The 18,421-nt window shown below is 72.5% G+C and carries 20 protein-coding genes; 2 read left to right on the top strand and 18 right to left on the bottom strand.

The window, feature by feature from the left end; genetic code table 11:
* Positions 1–35: 35 nt before the first annotated feature.
* From DI005_RS11620 to DI005_RS11605, 4 genes are read right to left on the bottom strand one after another with little or no spacing between them, the layout of a single operon-like run.
* Positions 36–1,229: a glutamate--cysteine ligase gene (locus tag DI005_RS11620; RefSeq protein ID WP_228713764.1), complete on the bottom strand. Its 1,194-nt coding sequence runs from the start codon at positions 1,227–1,229 to the stop codon at positions 36–38.
* Positions 1,124–2,653: an FAD-dependent oxidoreductase gene (locus DI005_RS11615; RefSeq protein ID WP_113642111.1), complete on the bottom strand. Its 1,530-nt coding sequence runs from the start codon at positions 2,651–2,653 to the stop codon at positions 1,124–1,126. Before DI005_RS11615 ends, DI005_RS11620 begins: the two co-directional genes overlap by 106 nt.
* 60 nt (positions 2,654–2,713) lie before the next feature.
* On the bottom strand, positions 2,714–3,190 hold the full coding sequence (locus DI005_RS11610) for an MSMEG_6728 family protein (RefSeq protein WP_112269481.1): 477 nt from the start codon (positions 3,188–3,190) through the stop codon (positions 2,714–2,716).
* On the bottom strand, positions 3,190–3,612 hold the full coding sequence (locus tag DI005_RS11605; protein ID WP_112269482.1) for a hypothetical protein: 423 nt from the start codon (positions 3,610–3,612) through the stop codon (positions 3,190–3,192). Before DI005_RS11605 ends, DI005_RS11610 begins: the two co-directional genes overlap by 1 nt.
* Positions 3,613–3,688: 76 nt before the next feature.
* Here DI005_RS11605 and DI005_RS11600 point away from each other — a divergent pair, with 76 nt between their 5' ends.
* Positions 3,689–4,150: an SRPBCC family protein gene (locus DI005_RS11600; RefSeq protein ID WP_112269484.1), complete on the top strand. Its 462-nt coding sequence runs from the start codon at positions 3,689–3,691 to the stop codon at positions 4,148–4,150.
* A 70-nt stretch (positions 4,151–4,220) separates the two neighbouring features.
* On the opposite strand, the gene DI005_RS11595 is transcribed toward DI005_RS11600, so the two are convergent.
* The 3 genes from DI005_RS11595 to DI005_RS11585 all read right to left on the bottom strand — a co-directional run bounded on the left by DI005_RS11595 (position 4,221) and on the right by DI005_RS11585 (position 7,013).
* Positions 4,221–5,009, bottom strand: a complete 789-nt coding sequence (locus tag DI005_RS11595) for a crotonase/enoyl-CoA hydratase family protein (RefSeq protein WP_112269486.1) — start codon at positions 5,007–5,009, stop codon at positions 4,221–4,223.
* Between the two features lie 290 nt (positions 5,010–5,299).
* Positions 5,300–6,124 (bottom strand): ABC transporter permease, encoded by an 825-nt coding sequence (locus DI005_RS11590; RefSeq protein ID WP_112269488.1) that lies wholly within the window; start codon positions 6,122–6,124, stop codon positions 5,300–5,302.
* Positions 6,111–7,013, bottom strand: coding sequence for an ABC transporter ATP-binding protein (locus DI005_RS11585; protein ID WP_112269490.1), 903 nt, complete (start codon positions 7,011–7,013; stop codon positions 6,111–6,113). Before DI005_RS11585 ends, DI005_RS11590 begins: the two co-directional genes overlap by 14 nt.
* 86 nt (positions 7,014–7,099) lie before the next feature.
* Here DI005_RS11585 and DI005_RS11580 point away from each other — a divergent pair, with 86 nt between their 5' ends.
* Positions 7,100–7,585, top strand: coding sequence for a tetratricopeptide repeat protein (locus DI005_RS11580; RefSeq protein ID WP_112269491.1), 486 nt, complete (start codon positions 7,100–7,102; stop codon positions 7,583–7,585).
* On the opposite strand, the gene DI005_RS11575 is transcribed toward DI005_RS11580, so the two are convergent.
* From DI005_RS11575 to DI005_RS11525, 11 genes are all read right to left on the bottom strand, one after another.
* A complete protein-coding gene (locus DI005_RS11575; RefSeq protein WP_112269493.1) occupies positions 7,575–8,393 on the bottom strand; it encodes an inositol monophosphatase family protein in 819 nt (272 codons plus the stop codon). The genes DI005_RS11580 and DI005_RS11575 overlap by 11 nt on opposite strands.
* A complete protein-coding gene (locus DI005_RS11570; protein WP_112269495.1) occupies positions 8,390–9,589 on the bottom strand; it encodes an alpha-D-ribose 1-methylphosphonate 5-triphosphate diphosphatase in 1,200 nt (399 codons plus the stop codon). Before DI005_RS11570 ends, DI005_RS11575 begins: the two co-directional genes overlap by 4 nt.
* Positions 9,586–10,302 carry an ATP-binding cassette domain-containing protein gene (locus tag DI005_RS11565; protein ID WP_112269639.1) on the bottom strand — a complete coding sequence of 239 codons (717 nt, stop codon included), beginning with the start codon at positions 10,300–10,302 and terminating at the stop codon, positions 9,586–9,588. The genes DI005_RS11570 and DI005_RS11565 overlap by 4 nt, the downstream gene beginning before the upstream one ends.
* A 5-nt stretch (positions 10,303–10,307) precedes the next feature.
* Positions 10,308–12,125 (bottom strand): alpha-D-ribose 1-methylphosphonate 5-phosphate C-P-lyase PhnJ, encoded by a 1,818-nt coding sequence (locus DI005_RS11560; RefSeq protein WP_113642110.1) that lies wholly within the window; start codon positions 12,123–12,125, stop codon positions 10,308–10,310.
* Positions 12,122–13,234, bottom strand: a complete 1,113-nt coding sequence (locus tag DI005_RS11555) for a carbon-phosphorus lyase complex subunit PhnI (RefSeq protein WP_113642109.1) — start codon at positions 13,232–13,234, stop codon at positions 12,122–12,124. The genes DI005_RS11560 and DI005_RS11555 overlap by 4 nt, the downstream gene beginning before the upstream one ends.
* The gene (gene phnH / locus DI005_RS11550; protein WP_113642108.1) at positions 13,234–13,830 is read right to left on the bottom strand and encodes a phosphonate C-P lyase system protein PhnH; all 597 of its coding nucleotides are present in this window, start codon (positions 13,828–13,830) and stop codon (positions 13,234–13,236) included. Before phnH ends, DI005_RS11555 begins: the two co-directional genes overlap by 1 nt.
* Entirely contained in the window at positions 13,827–14,258 is a 432-nt protein-coding gene (phnG, locus tag DI005_RS11545; RefSeq protein WP_112269504.1) for a phosphonate C-P lyase system protein PhnG, read from the bottom strand. The genes phnH and phnG overlap by 4 nt, the downstream gene beginning before the upstream one ends.
* On the bottom strand, positions 14,255–15,001 hold the full coding sequence (locus DI005_RS11540) for a GntR family transcriptional regulator (RefSeq protein ID WP_112269506.1): 747 nt from the start codon (positions 14,999–15,001) through the stop codon (positions 14,255–14,257). Before DI005_RS11540 ends, phnG begins: the two co-directional genes overlap by 4 nt.
* Positions 15,002–15,095: 94 nt before the next feature.
* Entirely contained in the window at positions 15,096–16,709 is a 1,614-nt protein-coding gene (gene phnE, locus DI005_RS11535) for a phosphonate ABC transporter, permease protein PhnE (protein ID WP_113642107.1), read from the bottom strand.
* Positions 16,706–17,470: a phosphonate ABC transporter ATP-binding protein gene (phnC, locus tag DI005_RS11530; protein ID WP_112269510.1), complete on the bottom strand. Its 765-nt coding sequence runs from the start codon at positions 17,468–17,470 to the stop codon at positions 16,706–16,708. The genes phnE and phnC overlap by 4 nt, the downstream gene beginning before the upstream one ends.
* Positions 17,455–18,387 carry a phosphate/phosphite/phosphonate ABC transporter substrate-binding protein gene (locus tag DI005_RS11525; protein ID WP_112269512.1) on the bottom strand — a complete coding sequence of 311 codons (933 nt, stop codon included), beginning with the start codon at positions 18,385–18,387 and terminating at the stop codon, positions 17,455–17,457. The genes phnC and DI005_RS11525 overlap by 16 nt, the downstream gene beginning before the upstream one ends.
* Between the last annotated feature and the right edge of the window lie 34 nt (positions 18,388–18,421).

Genomic DNA, 18,421 nt, shown 5'->3' with positions numbered 1-18,421 from the left:
TGCCCCCGAACAGGGAAAAGGAAACGCCGGGCTCGTCACAGCGGGCTCAGGGTGTCGGCCGCGAGCGCGCGCATGACGCCACGCAGTCCGTGCACGGCGATGCGGCGTTGCCGTTGCGCGCCGGTGCCGCGCCGCGACAGCCGGGCGAGCAGCTCGCGGACGAGCGCGAGGTCGCCGGTCTCCTCAAGCGCGGCCGTGGTGCGCTCGAGCAGGAGGGCCACCAGCTCGTTCGCCGGGCGCGCGCACTCGTGCCACGGGTCGACGGCGGGCCCGGTCAGGCCGTACCGCGCGGCGGACCAGAGCGCCGCGGCGGCGACGCGGTCGTTGCCGTGAGGTGCTTCCCGGCCCGCCGCGAGGTCGGCGAGTGCGGCGTCGACGAGCGCCCGCGTCAGCATCGCCTGCAGCAGGGCCTCGTCGGCGGTGGTGGCCGCGTCGGCGGCCCGTACCTCGACGGTGGGCAGCGTGGGGGACGGGCGGGCCAGCCAGAACGTCATGCGGTCGTCCACCAGCGCGCCACACGCCAGCAGCCGGTCCACTTCGGACCGGTACTCGCCGAAGGAGGCGAACCAGGGCGGGATTCCCGCGGCGGGGAAGCGGGACTGCTCGATGATGCGCCAGCTGGCGTACCCGGTGTCGCGGCCGTGGGCGAACGGCGAGTTGGCCGACAGCGCCAGGAGCGTGGGCAGCCACGGCCTCAGGTGGTTCACGACCGCGACGGCGTGGTCGCGGTCCGGCACCTCGCAGTGCACGTGGCATCCGCAGGCCTGGTAGCCGCTGACGAGCGCGCGGTAGCGCCCGTCGATGAGCGCGAACCGGGCATCGGGTCCCCCGGGTGGTTCGGGTCCGGCGAGCACGGGCGCACCAGAGGAGACGAGAACGGCGTGCGCGCGCTCGGCTGCGGCGCCGAGCACCCGCCTGCCCGCCAGCAGATCGGCGTGGAGTTGCGTGCGGGTGGAGCGGATGGCCGTGGCGGCCTCCACCTGGCTCGCTCGCAGCTCGGGCTGGCACGTGCCCGCGTAGGGCTCGGCACGGGCGAGCACGTCGGCAGCGGCCGGGACGGTGTGCCAGGCGACCGGGTCGGCGAGCAGGAACTCCTCCTCGACGCCCAGCTTGCGGGCCGGGCTCAGTCGTCCGGTCCCTCGTTGAGCCGGCGCAGCGGCCGGGTCGCCGGGCCCTGGATCACCGAGCCGTCGGTGCCGAACCGCGAGCCGTGGCAGGCGCAGTCCCACGTCCGTTCCGCGTTGTTGAAGGTGACCAGGCAGCCGAGGTGGGTGCAGCGGGCGCTCACGGCGAGCAGCTCGCCGTCCGGCGCGCGGTAGGCCGCGGTCATCCTGGTGCCGACGCGGGTGACCGTGGCCTCACCCGCGGGCAGGCCGTCCAGTTCGGACGGTGTGCGCAGGGCGCGGGCGTGGTCGCCGACGAGGTGCCGGGCGACGGCGACGTTGTCCCTGACCACTTCGGGCGCCGAGCGCAGGTGCGCGCGGTTGGGGTCGTACAGCGAAGCCGCCGGATTCTCCTCGCCCAGGATCAGGTCGCGCAGCAGTTGCCCGGCCGCGGTGCCGCCCGTCATGCCCCACTGGCCGAAGCCCGTGGCCACCCACACCCGGCCGGTGAGCGGGTGGTACCGGCCGACGTAGGGGACGGAGTCGGGAGTGGACATGTCGTGGGCCGACCACCGGTGGGTGACGCGCAGCTCCAGCAGGTCTCGCGCCCACGCGGCGAGCCTGCGGTGCCGGGCCTCGACGTCGAGGTTCTCGCCGGTGCGGTAGTGCTCGCCGCCGACGACGGCCATCGGCTCGGCTCCGCTGTCGTAGCCGCGCACCGAGTGGTGGGTGACGGCGTCGAGGTACATGCCGGCCGGGATCCGTTCCACCGGCACCGGACCGGCGACCACGAGGTCGCGCACGGGGTCGAGGCGGGCGAAGAACAGGCCACGGTCGAGGATGGGGTAGTGGGTGGCCACCACGACGTGGTCGGTTCGGACCCGCCCGCGTGGGGTGCGGACGCTCAGCGTCGGCCATTCGGTCACGGCCTGTGCGGGTGTGCGCTCGGCGATGTGCCCGCCGAGCCGGTCGATCTCGTCGGCGAGGCCGAGCAGCCAGCGCCGGGGGTGGAACTGGGCCTGCCCGGTGAAGCGGACGGCGCCGACGGCGGGGATGTCGAGCCCGATGTCGTCGGTGAACGACGCGGGCAGCCCGGCCCTCGCGGCGGCGTCGGCCTCGGCTTTCAACTCGTCGAGCCGGTCGGTGTCGGTGGTGTAGACGAAGGAGTCGCGGCGGGCGAAGTCGCAGTCGATGCCCAGTTCGGTCGAGGTCTTGGCGATCCAGTCCACAGCGGCATGCTGGGTCTCGGCGTAGCGCACCGCCGCCTCGCGGCCCTTGGCGCGCTCCAGCCCGGCGTACTTGAGGGCGTGCTGCGCGCTGAGCTTGGCCGTCGTGTGCCCGGAGACTCCCGCGGCGATCTCCTTCGCCTCGAGCACGAGCACGGAGCGGCCGTCGCGCGCGAGCAGGTACGCGGTGGTGAGTCCGGCGATGCCCGCGCCGATCACGACGACGTCGGCCTCGGTGGGCAGGGCACGATCTGCGCGTACCGGGGCGGGGGCGCTGTCGATCCACAGTGAGCGCGGTTCGGGCAGGTCGGCAGCGGGCTCCATGTGACTCCTCCTCGGCTCGCCCCAGCGGAGTTCCCTCTGCGCACCGGGTGAAACGCTCGCTCACGCGGCGCGTCGCGTCCGATCGGACGCGGGCCACACATACGGCAGGTCGTCGGGCACGGCGGGGAACCAGCGGCGGTAGTGGGCGGGGTCCTTGCGGACGAGCGCGGACTGGTGGCTGCGGTGGAAGGCATGGTCGCCGAGCCACGGCGGCACCTCACCGGCCTCGGCCAGCTCCGCCTGCGTCCTTGGCTCGGTGATGCCGACGGCCCCGGCCAGGTCGGCCCTCAGTTTGCCGGCGCAGGTGTCGGCGTGGCCTTCGGCGCACCACACGGCGCACACGTCGAGGCCGTACCGGGTCAGTGCCTCCTCGTAGCCGGTCCACATCCGCACCGCGGGATGGTGCCGCCAGCCGTAGGTGGGCACAGTGAGGCCGCGCAGGATCTGCAGCGCCTCCACGCGCTGGCGGCCCAACCTGCGCCGGTCGAGCACGTGCGCGGAGTCGAGGAAGCCGGGGTGGGGGAGGAAGGTCTGCATCAGGCGACCGGCTCGCCCGGAAACGCCTCGTGTCCCCGCAGCCCGTCGGTGCGGCGGTTGCGTTTCAGCTCCGCCTCGTGCAGGTGCCGCCTGCCGCCGGTCAGCTCGCGGGCCTGTCGTTCGAACGCGCGGAACACGTCGTAGTAGGTGTCCTCGTAGTCCTCCACGACCTGGTAGGTCCACCGGCCGGGGAGCACGTTGCGGCCGAGCAGTTCCGTCTCCAGTCGTTCCGCCAGGTCGTGGTGGCCTGCGTGGCGCAGGAGGTCGATGGCCTCGTCCAGTGTGAAGTCCGCCGTGCCGGTGAGCCGGTGGAAGGCGTAGAGGTGTCCGCGCGCGACCTCCACGGTCTCGAGCGCTTCGGTGAGCTTGCCGACGGCTTCGACGGTGGCCGGGTCCGGCTCCGGGGCTGATGTGTATGTCATGCCGGCGCGGGTACCCGAACTGCAAGACGTGATGCACAACCGTCGCGTCGTCCCCCAGCGAGACAAGGAGTGTGTGGTGAGCACGATCACCAAGGCCGTAGACGTGAACGTTCCGGTCTCGACCGCGTACAACCAGTGGACCCAGTTCGAGTCCTTCCCGGAGTTCATGGAAGGCGTCGAGGAGGTCCGTCAGCTCGACGCGACCCACACCCACTGGGTCACGAAGATCGGCGGCAGCACGCGGGAGTTCGACGCCACCATCACCGAACAGCACCCCGACGAGCGCGTCGCCTGGACGTCGGACTCCGGGCCCAACCACGGCGGCGTGATCACCTTCCACCGCATCGGCGACAACGTGACCCGGGTGACGGCCCAGATGGACATCGACCCCGAGGGCTTCGCCGAGAACGTGGCCGACAAGACCGGCATGATCGACCAGCGCGTCAACGGTGACCTTCAGCGGTTCAAGAAGTTCATCGAGGAGCGCGGCCGTGAGACCGGCGCCTGGCGAGGGGACGTCCAGCGCCCTGGCCCGTGAGCCTGTTTTCGTAGCCGCCCCAAGGCCACCTCTGTCGTGGGCACGGCGAAGGTGGCCTTGGGGCTGTTGGTCACTTACCGGTGAAGCGGGCTTCGCGGCGTTCGAGGAAGCTCTGTAGGCCTTCCTTCGCGTCCTCGCTAACGACCACGCCGGGCAGCGTCGCGCGGAGATGCTCGGCGGCGGCCCGCTCCGAGCCCGACCGAAGGGCCACCCTCGCGTTGGCCAGCGTGCCCTGTACCCCGAGCGGTGCCTGCGCCGCGATCAGCTTGGCCAATGCCATGGCGCGGTCCAGCTGCTCACCGGGTTTCACGACCTCCTGCACGAGGCCGACGCGGTACGCCTCGTCCGCCCCGAACTCCTGGCCGGTGAGGAGGAACTTCATCGCGTTGCCCCACCCCAGCTGGGCGGGCGCCCGCAGCGTCGCACCACCGAAGGGGAGGATGCCTCTCCCGATCTCCAGCTGCCGGAATCGGACGTCCTCGGCGGCGATCACGATGTCACTCGCGAGCGCCAGCTCGATCGACAGCGTGAAGGCGATGCCCTGCACGGCCATCACCACCGGTTTCGGCACCGGCTCCTTCCACAGGCCGAAGGGATCGTGTCGCCCCGCGCCCGCGAGCGCGTCAGGACCGTGCTCGGTGACCGCCGGCCACACGTCTCCCAGGTCGAGCCCGGCGCTGAAGTGCTCGCCGTGGCCGAAGACCACACCGGCCCTGGCTTCCGGGTCGTCGGCGAGCCGGTCGTAGGCGAGGGCGACCTCGTCGATCGTCTGCCGGTCCCAAGCGTTGCGCTTGTCCGGCCGGTTGACGCCGATCAACAGGACCTGCCCGTCGCGTTCGACGGTGACTCGTGGGGACACGCTCGACCTCCTGCCATGGGTTACGTCTCACCGAGGTTCTCACGAGACTGGTGTATAATGGCCTATACGGCGCGGGAATATGGGACTCGTTCATCTCCCGCCGCCTCCAACGACAACCCAAAAAAGCCAGGAAGGGAGGGGCTGCTCGACCGGATCGCCGCAGTAGTGCATGCCCACGGGTGTGGTGCCGGTGCGGGTGTCGAGGTCGTGGCGATCCGCGTTCCCTTTCCCTGGGGACGACTGTCCCTAATGGACAGTTTGTGCGAACCGCCGCAGCCCCTCGAAAGCGCCTACAGCACATCCCGCCGCCGCAGCAACCACGCACCAGCAACGGCGAACACGACGAGATAGGCGCCGACCACCGCGGCGGCCTGCCCGGCGCCCACGAGCGCGGACACTCCGGGCGTTCCCTGTGGCGCACCCAACGCCGCCACCAGCGACCCGGCATTCGGTCCCGGCAGCACCTTCTGCGACTCGGCGACCCAGTCCAGCAACGGCGCCGCCACGGCGGCCAGCAGGTTCTGCACGGCCAGCAACCACACGAGTCCCAGTCCGATGGGCAACGCGATACCCCGGAACGCGACAGCCAGGAAGACACCGAGCATCGCCCACATCGTCGTGATCAGCCAGCCGCCACCGGCGCCGACAACCAGCTCGCCGACGGAAGGCCACACCACAGGTTGCCCCTCCATGAAGGCAACACCCAGCCCCGCCAAGGCGCCTGTCACGAGCAAGGCCGCCACCAGCACAAGCGAGCCCAGGCCCACCACCAGAACCTTCGCCGCGAAAACGCCCAGCCGCGACGACCCCTGCGTGAGCACGGTCTTCCAAGTCTCCCAGCCGTACTCGCTCCCGGCCACGAGCACCCCGAAGATCAACGCGAGCGCACCGACGAACACCGGCGTTCCGGCAATGGTGTTGCCCACCAGTTCGGCCGGGAGCATCGACTCCAGCCCCCGGCCACCACCGGGCCCCTCCGACTGCCCGGTGTACCCCAGATACGGGATCACGTAGGCAAAGGTCAACGTGAGTACCACACCCACGCCCAGCAACAGCCAGTGCGCGGGGCGGCGAATCTGCTTGATCGACTCGGCGCGAACGTCATCGAGTACCACGAGAACCACCTCCGGTGAGTTCGAGGAAAGTCTGTTCGAGATCGGCCTCGGCGGGCCGAAGCTCACGGACCGAAAGTCCAGAGTGGACCAACTCCGCGTTGATCGTGGCAGCCAGTCCTGCCTCGACGTCCAGCCGAAGGACGTGCCCGTCGACCCGGACCCGGTCCTCCCCGACGAGCGCGGCCACGCGGGCCCTGGCGTCATCGATCGGATCGGCCACGACCAGCAGCCCGCTCGCGCGCAGCTCCGCCACCGACAGCTCGGCGACGAGTCGCCCTCGGGAGATCATGCCCACGCGGTCGCAGATCTGCTGGACCTCGCCGAGCAGGTGACTCGACAGCAGGACGGTGCGCCCTTCGTCCGCGAGGCCGCGGACCACGGCGCGGATGTCGGCCATCCCGGCCGGATCGAGACCGTTGGTGGGCTCGTCCAGGATCAACAGCCCGGGGTCCTTCAGCATCGCCGCCGCGAGCCCGAGCCGCTGCTTCATGCCGAGGGAGTACGTCGAGTACCGGTCGCCGGCGCGTTCGGCGAGGTCGACGATGTCGAGCACCTCGGCCACGCGCCCGCGTCCGACACCCGCATGGCGGGCGAGCACGCGCAGGTTGTCGCGGCCCGAGAGGTACGGATAGAACCCGGGCCCCTCGATCAACGCCCCGACACCCGCGAGGCGTCGCCCCGCACCCGAAGCGTGGCCGAGGAGCCGCACGTCACCCGACGTCGGCCGGATGAGCCCGAGCAGCATGCGCAGGGTCGTGGTCTTGCCCGCGCCGTTCGGGCCGAGGAAGCCGTAGACCTCGCCATGGCGCACGGTGAGGTCCAGTTGGTCGACGGCGACGAGGTCGCCGTAGCGCTTGGTCAGCGCGGTGGTTTCGACGGGATCGCTCATGGCACTTATCGTGGGCGCGAGGAGGCGCGCAGTCGTCCGCCCGGAAGCGCGTTACCCGCTTACGTCCGCCGACGTAGGCTGCGGACGTGACCGACACCGAGTGGCAACGCCGTATCGACGACGCGTGGGCGTCGTTCGACCAGCACACCGAAGCGGACTTCCTGGCCCTCATCGACCGCCTCGCCGCCGAGCGGCCGCCGGAGGACGCCGTGGCGCTGTTCGAACGCGCGGGCGCGTTCGACTCGACCGGCCATCCCGGCCAGGCCGTACAGCTCTACCGCAAGGCGCTGGACCACGGACTCGACGGCGAACGCAGGCGGCGCGCGGTGATCCAGCTGGCCAGCTCGCTGCGCAACCTCGGAGAGGTGGACGAGAGCGTCGCGCTCCTCACCGCGGAACTGGACCTGACGTCCGACCACCTCGACGACGCGGTCAGGGCCTTCCTCGCGCTCGCCCTCGCCGACGCGGGCAGGGGGCGCGAGGCGGTTTCGCACGCGCTCACCGCACTCGCGCCCCATTTGCCCAGGTACCAGCGCTCCGTGGCCAACTACGCCCGGGAGCTCATCCGGTGACGAGCGCCGCGAGCTCCTCCGCCAGCGGCAGGCTCGCCGCCACGACACCCGACCAACGCCGCCGCAGGTCGGGATCGATCTCCAGCGGCCTGCCCCGTGCGTCCAGCACGGCACCACCCGCTGCGGGCACCGTGACCATGGCCGCCGCGAGGTCGACAATGCGGTGGGTGTCGGATCCCGGGTCGCAGAAGGCGTCCGTGGAGCCTTCCGCCACCAGTGCGGCCTCCAGCACCGTGCTCGAGAGGATCCGCACGCGACCCGCGGTCTGCTCCACGCGCCACCACGCATCGGCGCTCGCCGGTTTCGGCCGCAGCATGCTCACCGCAGCGCCCTTGACCCTCGTGCGGCCGCTCGTCCGGTACCGCACCGGCCGGCCGGCCACGGCGTGCCAGGCCCGTCCCGTGTCGAGCCACGTCGTCAGCGCCTCCGTGGGCCTGCCGTCGACGGCCACCACGCCGCCGAAGCAGCACAGGGGCACGCCGGCGGCGGCGTTGGCCGAGCCGTCCATGGGGTCGACGACGAGCGTCACAGCCGAGCCGTTGTCGACGAACCCGGCCTCCTCGCTCAGCAGGTTCACCCTCGACTGAGCCGCCGCGCCGGCGATCGCGTCTTCCACGAGCTGGTCGACGCGCATGGTGGGGGTGCCGTCGGCGCCGTCGGCGATCTCCTCGGCGAGCTCGTCCCTGGTGAAGCGGCGTCGCGCGGCGGCGTAGGCCGCCGACGCCGCGCGGGCGGCGGCGGCCAGTGCGTCGTGCACGCCCTCGGGCAGCTCGGGTTCGGGAACGGGCCAGGCGATCTTCGTGCTCACAGCTCCATCCTCACCGGCTCGCCCGCGCGCAGCACGGCGGGAACCGCGGGCCACGGGGTGCCCGGCGCCACAAGCGCGAGGTCGGCCCGCAGCCCCGGCTCGAGCCGGCCGCGGTCGGGGAGCCCGGCGACCTCGGCGGCGCCGCCGGTCACCAGCGCCACGGCCTCGGGCAGACTCACCAGTCCCTGCCCGGCCAGTAGCAGCGCGGCGCCGAGCAGTCCCGACGGCAGGTAGTCCGACGCCAGCGCCGTCACGAGGCCGTGCGACACCAGCTCCCGCGCGGACGCGTTGCCGTTGTGCGAGCCGCCGCGCAGCACGTTCGGCGCGCCCATCACGACGGCGAGCCCCTGCTCCCTCGCGGCCCGCGCCGCGTCGACGGTCGTGGGGAACTCCGCGACCAGCCCGCCCCGCTCCCGTAACGCGGTGATCTCGGCGGCCGAGTCGGGGTCGTGGCCGAGCAGCCGCACCTTGCCCGCTCTGGCCTGGCTCCCGAGCCACTCCAGCGACTCGTCGCGCACCGCGAGTCTGCCCTCCCGATCGGAGATCAGCTCGTCGACGTGTTCGCGTGCTTCGGCGTCACTCATCCCGCGCGTGCCGGCGAGGTAGCGCTCGTAGTACGTGCGGTCGGCGTACTGGCCCTGGCCCGGCGTGTGGTCCTCGTGCGACACGAGCGCTGGGCCATCCACATCGGCGAGCCGCTCTCGCAGTGCCGCGAGGCCAGTGGGGCAGCGCACGTCGAGCCGGTACAGGATCCGGTGGTCCACGAGCGCGTCCCGCTGGACGTCCACGGTCCGGCACAGGTCCAGCGCAGTGGCGACCGACCGCGCGAGGCCCCGGCCGAGGCTCTCCTCGAATCCGGCGCCGTGGAACACGGTCGTCACTCCTGCCGCCCGCAGCTTGCCCTCGAACGACAGCAGCGCGAACTCGATCGGCAGCTCGGCGCCGGGCCTCGGCAGGCGTTCCTTCTCCAGTCCGTCGCTGTGCACGTCGACCAGTCCCGGCAGGCACAGCAGTCCCTGACCGTCCACATCGGCCACCACACCGGGGCGGTGCGGCTCGACGGCCGCGAGCACACCGTCGCGTACGGCCACCAGCGCGTCTTCCAGCACCCGGTCCGGCAGGACCGCGCGCACGTGACCCAGTACGTAGTCGTTCGGAGGGGCCGCGAGCGTCCACGGCGCGGTCAGTGTGGTCATGCCGCCTCCAGCAGCTCGGCAGGGGAGCCCTGCTCGGCGATCAGCCCGTCGCGCATCAGCACCACCCGGGTGGCGAGCCTGCGCATGGCGTCGAGGTCGTGGAACACCGCCAGCACGGCCACGCCCTGGCCCGTCAGGGCCTGGACGAGGTCCAGTGCCGCCTCGCGGTTGGCGGGGTCGAGCGCCGACACCGGTTCGTCGAGCAGCAGCAGCCGCGGCGGGCGGACCGTGCCCGCCGCGAGGTTGACGCGCTGGCGCTCGCCGCCGGAGAGCACGGAGCAGTCGACGTCCCACAACGCCTCGTCCAGGTTGAGCCGCCGCAACGACTCGGCGGCCGCTTCGCGCGCCTCGATGGCGTCGAGCCCGCGCCGCCTGGCCGCGGCCGCCACCACCTCCATGGGACCGGTCCTCGGCGGCGCGCTCAGGAACTGTGAGACGTAGCCGAACTCGCGGCCGCGCAGCCGCGCCATCGCGCGGTCGGGCAGTTCGGTGAGCTCGAGGTCGCCCAGCCGCACCGAGCCGGAGTCGGGCAGGTAGGTGCGGTGCACACAGCGCAGCAGCGACGACTTGCCCGCGCCGCTCGGTCCGGCGAGCGCCACGTGCTCGCCTTCGTGGACGTCGAGGTCCACGCCGTGCAGTGACGACACCGTGCGCCCGTCGATGGTGTGCAGGGTGAAGGACTTGCGCAGCCCTCGGATCGAGAGCACCGGCATGGCGGTCACCTCCGTGCCGCGGCGACGAGCCGCTGGGTGTAGGGGTGGTGCGGGTCGTGGAAGAGCTGGTCGGTGAGCCCGCGCTCGACCACGCGGCCGAGCTGCATCACCAGCGTGCGGTCGGTGAGCGCCTCGATCACCGCGAAGTCGTGGCTGACCACCACGGCGGCGATGTCGCGCTCGGCTAGCAGGCCGCGCAGCAGGTCGAGCACCCCGGCGGCGACGGAGGCGTCGAGCCCGGTGGTGGGCTCGTCGAGCAGCAGCACCGGTGGTTCGGTGGCGAGCGCCTTGGCGATCTGCACGCGCTGGCGCATGCCGCCGGAGAACGTCCTCACCGGATCATCCATCCGGGACAGTGGCACCTCGACGCGGTCGAGCAGTTCGGCCGCGCGCCTGCGGATGTCGTGGTAGCTTCGCCAGCCCGCGGCCGTGAGCCGTTCGGCGATGTTGCCGCCCGCGGTGACGCGCAGGTCGAGGCCCGCGGCCGGGTTCTGGTGCACGACGGCCATCGAGTCGACGCGCAGGCGCCTGCGGGCGTCACCGGGCAGTGTCAGCAGGTCGGTGCGCCCCTGATCGAGGGCGGCGAGCCGCACTGCCCCGGTGGTGGCCTGCTCGTCGCCGATCACGCAGCCGAGCACGGTCGATTTGCCCGACCCGGACTCGCCGATCACGCCGAGTGCCTCACCGGGTGCCACGTCGAACGACACGTCCCACGCGGCGACGATCGCGCCGGTGGCCGGGCTGATGGCGGTGCCGTGCTCTGGTCCGGTGCCGGGAACCGCGTCGGCCGCGCCGGGGCCGAACACCTTGCCGAGGCCGTCGACGCGCAGCGCCCAGTCCTGCCCTTCCGGCAGCACCGGGCGCGGGCGCCCGGGACGCGCCGTGGTGGTGGCCGGCGCGCGCAGCCGCGCCGAAGGGTCGGGTAGCAGGTGCAGCGGGGCACGCGCGTGGTGCGCCTCGGTGTCGGCGTCGCCCTCACGCACGCGGGCGCACCATTCGGTGTCGCTGCACGCGTACGCGCCCGTGGTGCCCGCCTCGACGAGGAAGACGTCGTCACTGCCGCACAGCACACATCGCGCTCCCGGCGCGTGCTCGACCTCGAACGGCACGTCGTCGAACGTGAGCGGCCGGACGTCGGTGTGCGGCGGGATCGCGTAGATCCGTTTCTCCCTGCCAGCGCCGAAGAGACTCAGGTGCTCGCTCTCGTGCAGGCGCGGCACGTCCCAGCGGGGTATCGGCGTCGTCGCCAGCACGTAGCGGCCGCCGACGAGCACCGGGTAGCCCGTGGTCCTGGTGATCATGCCGTTGCGGACGAGGTCCTCGTACAGGCTGACCCACATCGCCGAGTAGTCGCCCTCAGCGTGCATGCGGGCGCATTCGACCACCGACTTCTCCACGCCGCGCAGGGGCTCGGGCACGGGCACCTGCAGCACGAGCACCTGGCCCTCGCGCAGGCGTTCCTCGGGCACCCGGTGCCGGGTCTGCACGATCGTGGCCTCGCGGGTGTCGGCGGTGCCGGCGCACCCGGTGGTGGCGGCGATCATGCGGCGCAGGTTCGTGGCGTTCACGCCGGCGTCGTCGCCCTGGTCGATCACCTTCACGGTGTCGTCGGCGCCGATCACGCCGAGGGTGACCTGGAGGCCGCCGGAGCCCCAGCCGCGGGCCACGGGCATCTCCCGCGAGCCGAACGGCACCTGGTAGCCGGGCACGCACACGGCGGTGAGCGTGGCGCGGCGGATCTCGCGCTTGGCGCCCTCATCGAGGATGCCCAGGTGGAGATCCTCCTCCCGCTCGGTGAGCAGTGTGTCCAGTGTGGACGTCATCGGCACTCCTGTCCTGCCGGTTCGGCGACGCGGGGGCCTGCCTCGGCCGCGGCGCGCATGGCCTGCTTGCGCTCGACCATCGAGCGGAACGTGACGTAGTGGGGGAGCTTGAGGTGCTCCAGGAAGCCTGCGGAGTCGAGGCCGTCGGTGGTGAGCAGCAGCAGCTGCTCCAGCGGTCCGGTGCGGCCGAAGCGGCGGTTGGCGACGTCGAGGTTGGCCATCGCGATGGCCTTGCGCTCGTTGTGGCCGAAGCACAGGCCGTAGCCGACGTCGAAGCGGCTGCGGTCCTCGTCGGCTCCGTCGAGGTCCTCGATCGCCTCGGCCTCCGTGGCGCGGAACTCGCCGACCCGCACCGGGTTGCCGGTGTGCGGGTGACGCACTCGCAGCGGGAGCCTGCCGTGGCGGACCTCGCCGAGGGTCACCTCGTGGATGTCGCCGTCGGGGCCGAGGATCGAGCGGTACCACAGGGCGACGAGAGCCCCGGTCTCCGCGCGGGCCATGGACGCGAGCGCGGCGGACCGTTCGGCGGGTGGCCGGGCGGGCTTGCGGGTGATGTCGAACGGTTCCGGGTCGTCGACGCGCCGGTGGTCCACCACGAGGTCGAGCTTGCGGAGCAGGTCGAGGAACCGGCCCGGCCTGCGCTGGGTCTCGGTCCGCTCGGTCCGCTCGGGCGGCGTCGCCGGCGTGTGGGACCGCCGCGGCGGGGGACCGGCGGGCTGTTCGAGCAGTCTGCCGGTGTAGTCGGTGGTGCGGCCGAGCAGCTGTGGGCCGTCGGGCTCGCGGAAGGCGGGCACGATGCGGCGCAGCACCACCATCTCGTCGGGGTCGATGGGCTCGCTCACGGCCAGCCTCGGCAGCGTGGACCGGTGTGCGCGCACCAGGTGTGCCGCCTCCAGCGGGTCGCCCTCGGCCTGCCGCAGCGCGGCCGCCGACGTGTCCGCGTGGTACAGCCCGGCCTCGCCCATGACGCGGTCGACGGCGAGCCGGAACCGGGCGGTGATCTGTTCGTTCGGCGCCCACGGCGCGGGTGCGTGGTCGCGGGCGCGGCGGACGAGGTCTTCGGCGGCGAGGATCGCCTCGAGCCCGCCGCGTGCTCCGGAGTAGCCCATCAGTCCTCCCTGCTGGTGACGAGTTCGAGGTGGGTGCTGCGGGGCAGGCCGAGCAGCCTGCCGTCGGGTGCGACGAGCAGCAGGTCGATCCCGGCGGGGAAGTCGCCGTGTCCCCTGGCGGCGGCGAACCCCTCGGGCAGGCCCCGCGGCGCGATCACGACCTCGCCGGGGAGGCCGGGGCCGGTCAGCCGCAACGGCTGCTCGCCGCCGGTGACATCGGGCACCGCGAGAGCCGCGAGCGCGCCGTCCTCGGGCGCGGTGGCGCTGCCCCGGCACAGCGAGCGCAGCTCGGCGGCCGTGGCGGGTCGCAGCGCCGCGACGAGGCGGGCGCGGTGGAGCGGGGCGGGCGCGGCGTTGGTGACCACGCCGGTGACGTCGGCCCAGCCCGGGTCGTCGGCGAGGACGTGCACGCCTGTGCCGAGGTCGGCCAGCGCGAGCACGGGCAGCAGTGCGGCCGGGACCGTCTCGAGGGGCTCCTGGGGAAGCCGCGTCACGCGGCCGGGGCGGGCGATGGCGTCGAGCGTCGCCCGGAAGGTGCGCTGCGACTCGTCGGGGCGCAGGGTCGCCGACCGGATCAGATCGGCCGTCTGGTTCATGTCAGCTCCTCGAACTCGACGACGGTCGGCGCGAGCTCGGCCCACTCGGCGGCCTCGCGCTCCTGCCTCCTGCGGGCCACGCGCGCGCACAGCTCGGCGACATCGGCCGCGTGCGGCCGAGCGGCCTCGACCTCGGCGTCGAGCACCGCCGCGGCGAGCGCCGAGGCCCGGTCGTCACCGAGCCGCATGGCCCACCCGCGGTGCCCGGCCAGCTCCACCTCGGCGCGGGACGCGAGCACGTCGCCGAGCAGGAACCGTTCCGCCGCAACGGGTTCGCGCACCTGTGCCGTGACGAAGCCGATCTCGGGGCCGACGAGCACGCGCACGTCGGCGCCGTCGGCGAGGCACTGGTCGGCCAGCGCCCGCAGCTCGTCCGGTTCCGCCTCGGCCAGCAGGCCGCAGCGTTCCTCGCGGCTCACTTCTGTCACCGCTGCTCCTCCTCGGGTTGGTCGGGATGCAAGGTCTCCTGGAGCTCGACGACCATGCGGACGGCGTCGGCGCGTGTCCACGCGGTGCTGCAGGTGAGGCCCGCGCCGGTCTCGGCGTCGCAGCTGAGGCTCTCCACCTGCCACGTGGGTGCGCTCGCCTCGATGCGGAGGTTGCGCACCACCTCGGGCGGCGGCACGTCGAGGCTCGCGCGGCACCAGGCGCGCACGGGCTTCACCCGGCCCATCTGCCGCAGCACGAGGTCGAGCGAGTCCGCCGCCTGCAGCGCCAGCTCCAGCTCCGGCACCACGTCGACGGGGATCCACTCCTGGATCCAGGTCGCCAGCAGGTCGTCGATGTAGAACTCGCGGGCCACGCGGTGGGCGAGCGTGCCGGGCTCGCGGCGCAGCTGTGCCGCCGGCCCGGCCGGCAGCGGGAGCCGGTCGACGTCCTTGATCACCGAGCGCGGCACCGCTCCGGCCGCCTGCACTGTGGCACTCCACGACGGCGGTCTGCTGTGTGAGATCACGTAGTCGATGCGCCGGTTGACGAACGTGCCCGCGCCCTGCACGCGGCGCACCAGCAGGCGTCGCTCCAGCTCCTGCAGTGCCGAACGGGCCGCCGCCCTGCCGACCCCGAACCGCTGCGCGAGCTCGGGCTCGCTGGCCACCCGCGTGCCCGCGGGGCGGCCGGCCAGTTCGGCGGCGAGCCGTTCGGCGATCTCCAGGTATCTCGTCGAGCTCATGTCCACGACCCTGCGCCCCTTGCTTGTCCGGACAACTTCGCCGCAGCCAACGCGACCGGCCCCGCAGGTGAACATCCGGCACGCTTGTCGCGAACTAGCCGGCCACCCTTCGCAGCCACACCGCGATCAGTTCCACCGCCATCGCCAGCGCGAACACCAGCAGCAGCACCGTGGTGACCACGCCGAACTCCAGCACCCTTGACGCGTTCTGGAGGTAGAAGCCGATGCCTCCGGCGCCGACGATGCCGAGCAGTGTCGCGGAGCGGATGTTGACGTCGAGCTGGTACAGGACGTGTCCGACGAACGCGGGCGCGGCCTGCGGCACCGTGGCCGACGCGAACACCTGCCAGCGCGTCGCCCCGGTGGCACGCACGGCGTTCTCCACGCGCTCGTCGACCTCCTCCAGCGAGTCGGCCACGAGCTTGCCGAGCAGACCGACCGCGCCGACCGCCAGCGCGAGCGTCCCCGCGACCTCACCGAGCCCGGTGAGCACCACGAACACCACCGCGAGCACGAGCTCGGGGATGCCCCTGATGAGCACGATCAGCCCGCGGAACACGGCACCCACCCTCGGCGACGGCGCCACGTTGCGAGCGGCGAGCACCCCGATGGGCAGTGCGAGCACGGCGCCGAGCAGCGTCGCCGCGAGCGCGATCTTCACCGTCACCCACAGTGCTGTGAGCAGGTCGGGAAGGATTCCGCCGGTCTCGGGCGGCCAGAACAGCCCGAGCGTGGTGCCCAGCCTGCTGAGCCCGTCGACGAAGCCGGCGGGGGAGAGCTCCGCGCCCCACAGCGAGGCCAGCACCACGAGTGCCGCGACCAGGCCGTAGACGTTGCGGCGGACACGGCTCGGCGTCCACGGTGGACTGATCCGGCCCGGTGCGGGCCGGGCCCGGCTCAGCGGCGCGCGGGTGAGCGCGCGCCGGATCGCGCCGGAAAGCAGCTCCGCCAGCACGCACAGCACGAGCACCACGAAGGCGAGCGCCATGCCGCGCCGGTAGTCCAGCTCCCGGAACGCCGAGGCGATCGCGAACCCGAGGCCGTCGACGCCGACGAAGCCGAGCAGCACCGACACGCGCAGGTTGATGTCGAACCGGTGCAGCGCGGTCGACACGAACGCGGGCAGCACCTGCGGCAGCACACCGCTCGCCAGCTCCTGCGAACGGCCGGCGCCGCCCGCGCGCACTGCGGTGCGCGGTCCCTCGTCGATCTGCTCGACGGCGTCGGCGTAGAGCTTGCCGACCATGCCCACCGAGTGCAGGCCCATCGCGAGCACCCCGGCCATCGAGCCGAGCCCGAACACGCGGATGAACACAATGGCCAGCACCACGTCGGGCACCGCCCTGGCGAGAACGATCGCCGCCCGCGAGCCGATGCGGGCGGCGGCGTTAGGCGTGGTGTTGCCCGCCGCGAGGACGGCGGCCGGGACACTCAGCAGCACCGAGAGCAGTGTCGCCGACACCACGATCGCCAGCGTCGTGCCGCAGAGCCGGAGCAGCTCCCCGGCCGAGGGGAAGTCCAGTGGGAACATCCGCCGGGTGAAGTCGGCGGCGTTGCCGACGCTGTCGACGAGCGTGGCGACGTTGATGCCGAGGTCGCTCGCCGCCCACACCCCGGCGCTGAGTATGGCGAGTACCACGACCGTCGCCGCCATTCCCGGCCCGGACGGAGCGGGCAGGGTCCTGCGTTCGGCTACCGCGCGGCTCATGCGGCGGCAGGAACGCGCGCGACAGCCGAGTACACGGCCATCGCCTCGTCGCGGCCGAGCCCAGCGGCCTGCCGGTCGAGCACTACGCGGCCCGAGCGGAGCCCGACGACGCGGTCGCCCCAGCTCAGCGCGAGGTCGACCTGGTGGAGGCTGCACAGCACGGTGAGGTTCTGCTCAGCGCTGATCTCGCGCAGCAGCCCCATCACCTGTCCTGCCGACTCGGGGTCGAGCGAGGCCACCGGCTCGTCGGCGAGCAGGATCTCCGGCCGCTGCAGCAGGGCCCGCGCGATGGCGACCCGCTGCTGCTGCCCGCCCGACAGCGTGTCGGCGCGCTGGAACGCCTGCTCCGCCAACCCCACGCGGTCGAGGTGCCCCAGCGCCTCCTGTCGCACGCGCTTCGGGTAGGTGAACAGCCCGAGGCGCGGGCCGCGCAGCGTGCCCAGTGCGCCGGTGCAGACGTTCTCCAGCACCGTGAGCGCGCCGACGAGGTGGAACTGCTGGAAGACGAAGCCGACCCGGCGGCGCAGCGCCCGCAGCCGTGCCCCGCTGGCCGTCGCCAGGTCGGTGCCGAGCACGCTGACCGAGCCCGCGCTGGCGCGCTGGAGCCCGTCGACGTGGCGCAGCAGCGTCGACTTGCCCGACCCGGAGAGGCCGAGCAGCACGGCGATCTGCCCCTCCGGCACGCTCAGCGACACCTCGTCGAGCGCGAGGGTGGCCCCGAACCGCTTGCTGACCCGCTGGAACGTCACGACGTCGTGCACTGCTCGTCCTTCGTGATGTCGCAGACCCGGCGCACGCCGTCGAAGAAGCCGTCGTCGACCTTCGCGAAGCCCCACACGTCGTCGCCGACGACGCAGTCCTCACCGCAGAATCCGTTGGCGCGCAGGTAATCCACGTTGGCCTTCTCCTGCACGGCCCTGGCGATCCTGTCCCGCAGGGCTGGGTCGAGGTCGTCGCTCACCGCGATCGGCGGGCCCGCGATCACCTCGGATTTCCACACCGTGCGCACCTCGCCCGCCTTCAACTGTCCCTTCTGGATCAGCTGCCTGTCGACCATGCTGTCCATGGCGAAGCCGACCTCACACTGTCCACTCGCGACGGAGAGTACGGAGGCGTCGTGCCCGCCGGCCATGACGGGCGTGATGCCGGATTCGGGGTCGATGCCCTCGTTGATCAGCCCGGCCGTGGGGTAGAGGTAGCCCGAGGTGGAGCCGGGGTCGACGAAGCAGGTCTTCTTGCCCCGGAAACCGGCGAGGTCGCGTACCGGTGAGCCGGCGTTGACGATGCCGTAGGACTGGTAGCCCGGCTCGGCGCCCTTCTCCTCGACCTGGGAGGCGACGGCCGTCGTCTCGACGCCGCTGTTGCGGGCGAGCACGTATGAGAACGCGCCGTACTGCGCGATGTCGATCTTTCCGGCCCGCTGCCCCTCGATGATCGCCGCGTAGTCGGTGGCCTGCTGGAACTCGATCTCCTTGCCGGTCTCCCGCTCCAGCATGTCGATCACCGGCTGGAACGACTCCTGCAGGCTCGTCGACTCCTCGGAGGGGATCGACGCGAAGACGAGTGTGTCGGCCTCACCGGAACCGCCGTCGTCGTTGGCCGCGCTCTGGCCGCAGCCGGCGAGAGCGAGGGCGGCGACCGCGATCAGGCAGAGGCCGCGCAGGGGAGTCGGGGACATGGAGGCGCCTCTCTCTCTGGGGTGGTGGCACCAG

It is taken from the genome of Prauserella sp. PE36 (genome assembly GCF_003311655.1).
In the GTDB taxonomy this organism is placed as follows: domain Bacteria; phylum Actinomycetota; class Actinomycetes; order Mycobacteriales; family Pseudonocardiaceae; genus Prauserella_A; species Prauserella_A endophytica.
The sequence above is the reverse complement of the archived record's forward strand: the minus strand, read 5'-3'. Positions and strand labels throughout refer to the sequence as shown.

Bases quoted from the DNA above. Each gene is read 5' to 3' on its own strand.
- DI005_RS11615 (WP_113642111.1), bottom strand. From the start codon at position 2,653: ATGGAGCCCGCTGCCGACCTGCCCGAACCGCGCTCACTGTGGATCGAC.
- DI005_RS11610 (WP_112269481.1), bottom strand. From the start codon at position 3,190: ATGCAGACCTTCCTCCCCCACCCCGGCTTCCTCGACTCCGCGCACGTG.
- DI005_RS11605 (WP_112269482.1), bottom strand. From the start codon at position 3,612: ATGACATACACATCAGCCCCGGAGCCGGACCCGGCCACCGTCGAAGCC.
- DI005_RS11585 (WP_112269490.1), bottom strand. From the start codon at position 7,013: ATGAGCGATCCCGTCGAAACCACCGCGCTGACCAAGCGCTACGGCGAC.
- DI005_RS11570 (WP_112269495.1), bottom strand. From the start codon at position 9,589: ATGACCACACTGACCGCGCCGTGGACGCTCGCGGCCCCTCCGAACGAC.
- DI005_RS11565 (WP_112269639.1), bottom strand. From the start codon at position 10,302: ATGCCGGTGCTCTCGATCCGAGGGCTGCGCAAGTCCTTCACCCTGCAC.
- DI005_RS11560 (WP_113642110.1), bottom strand. From the start codon at position 12,125: ATGACGTCCACACTGGACACACTGCTCACCGAGCGGGAGGAGGATCTC.
- DI005_RS11555 (WP_113642109.1), bottom strand. From the start codon at position 13,234: ATGGGCTACTCCGGAGCACGCGGCGGGCTCGAGGCGATCCTCGCCGCC.
- phnH (WP_113642108.1), bottom strand. From the start codon at position 13,830: ATGAACCAGACGGCCGATCTGATCCGGTCGGCGACCCTGCGCCCCGAC.
- DI005_RS11540 (WP_112269506.1), bottom strand. From the start codon at position 15,001: ATGAGCTCGACGAGATACCTGGAGATCGCCGAACGGCTCGCCGCCGAA.
- phnE (WP_113642107.1), bottom strand. From the start codon at position 16,709: ATGAGCCGCGCGGTAGCCGAACGCAGGACCCTGCCCGCTCCGTCCGGG.
- DI005_RS11525 (WP_112269512.1), bottom strand. From the start codon at position 18,387: ATGTCCCCGACTCCCCTGCGCGGCCTCTGCCTGATCGCGGTCGCCGCC.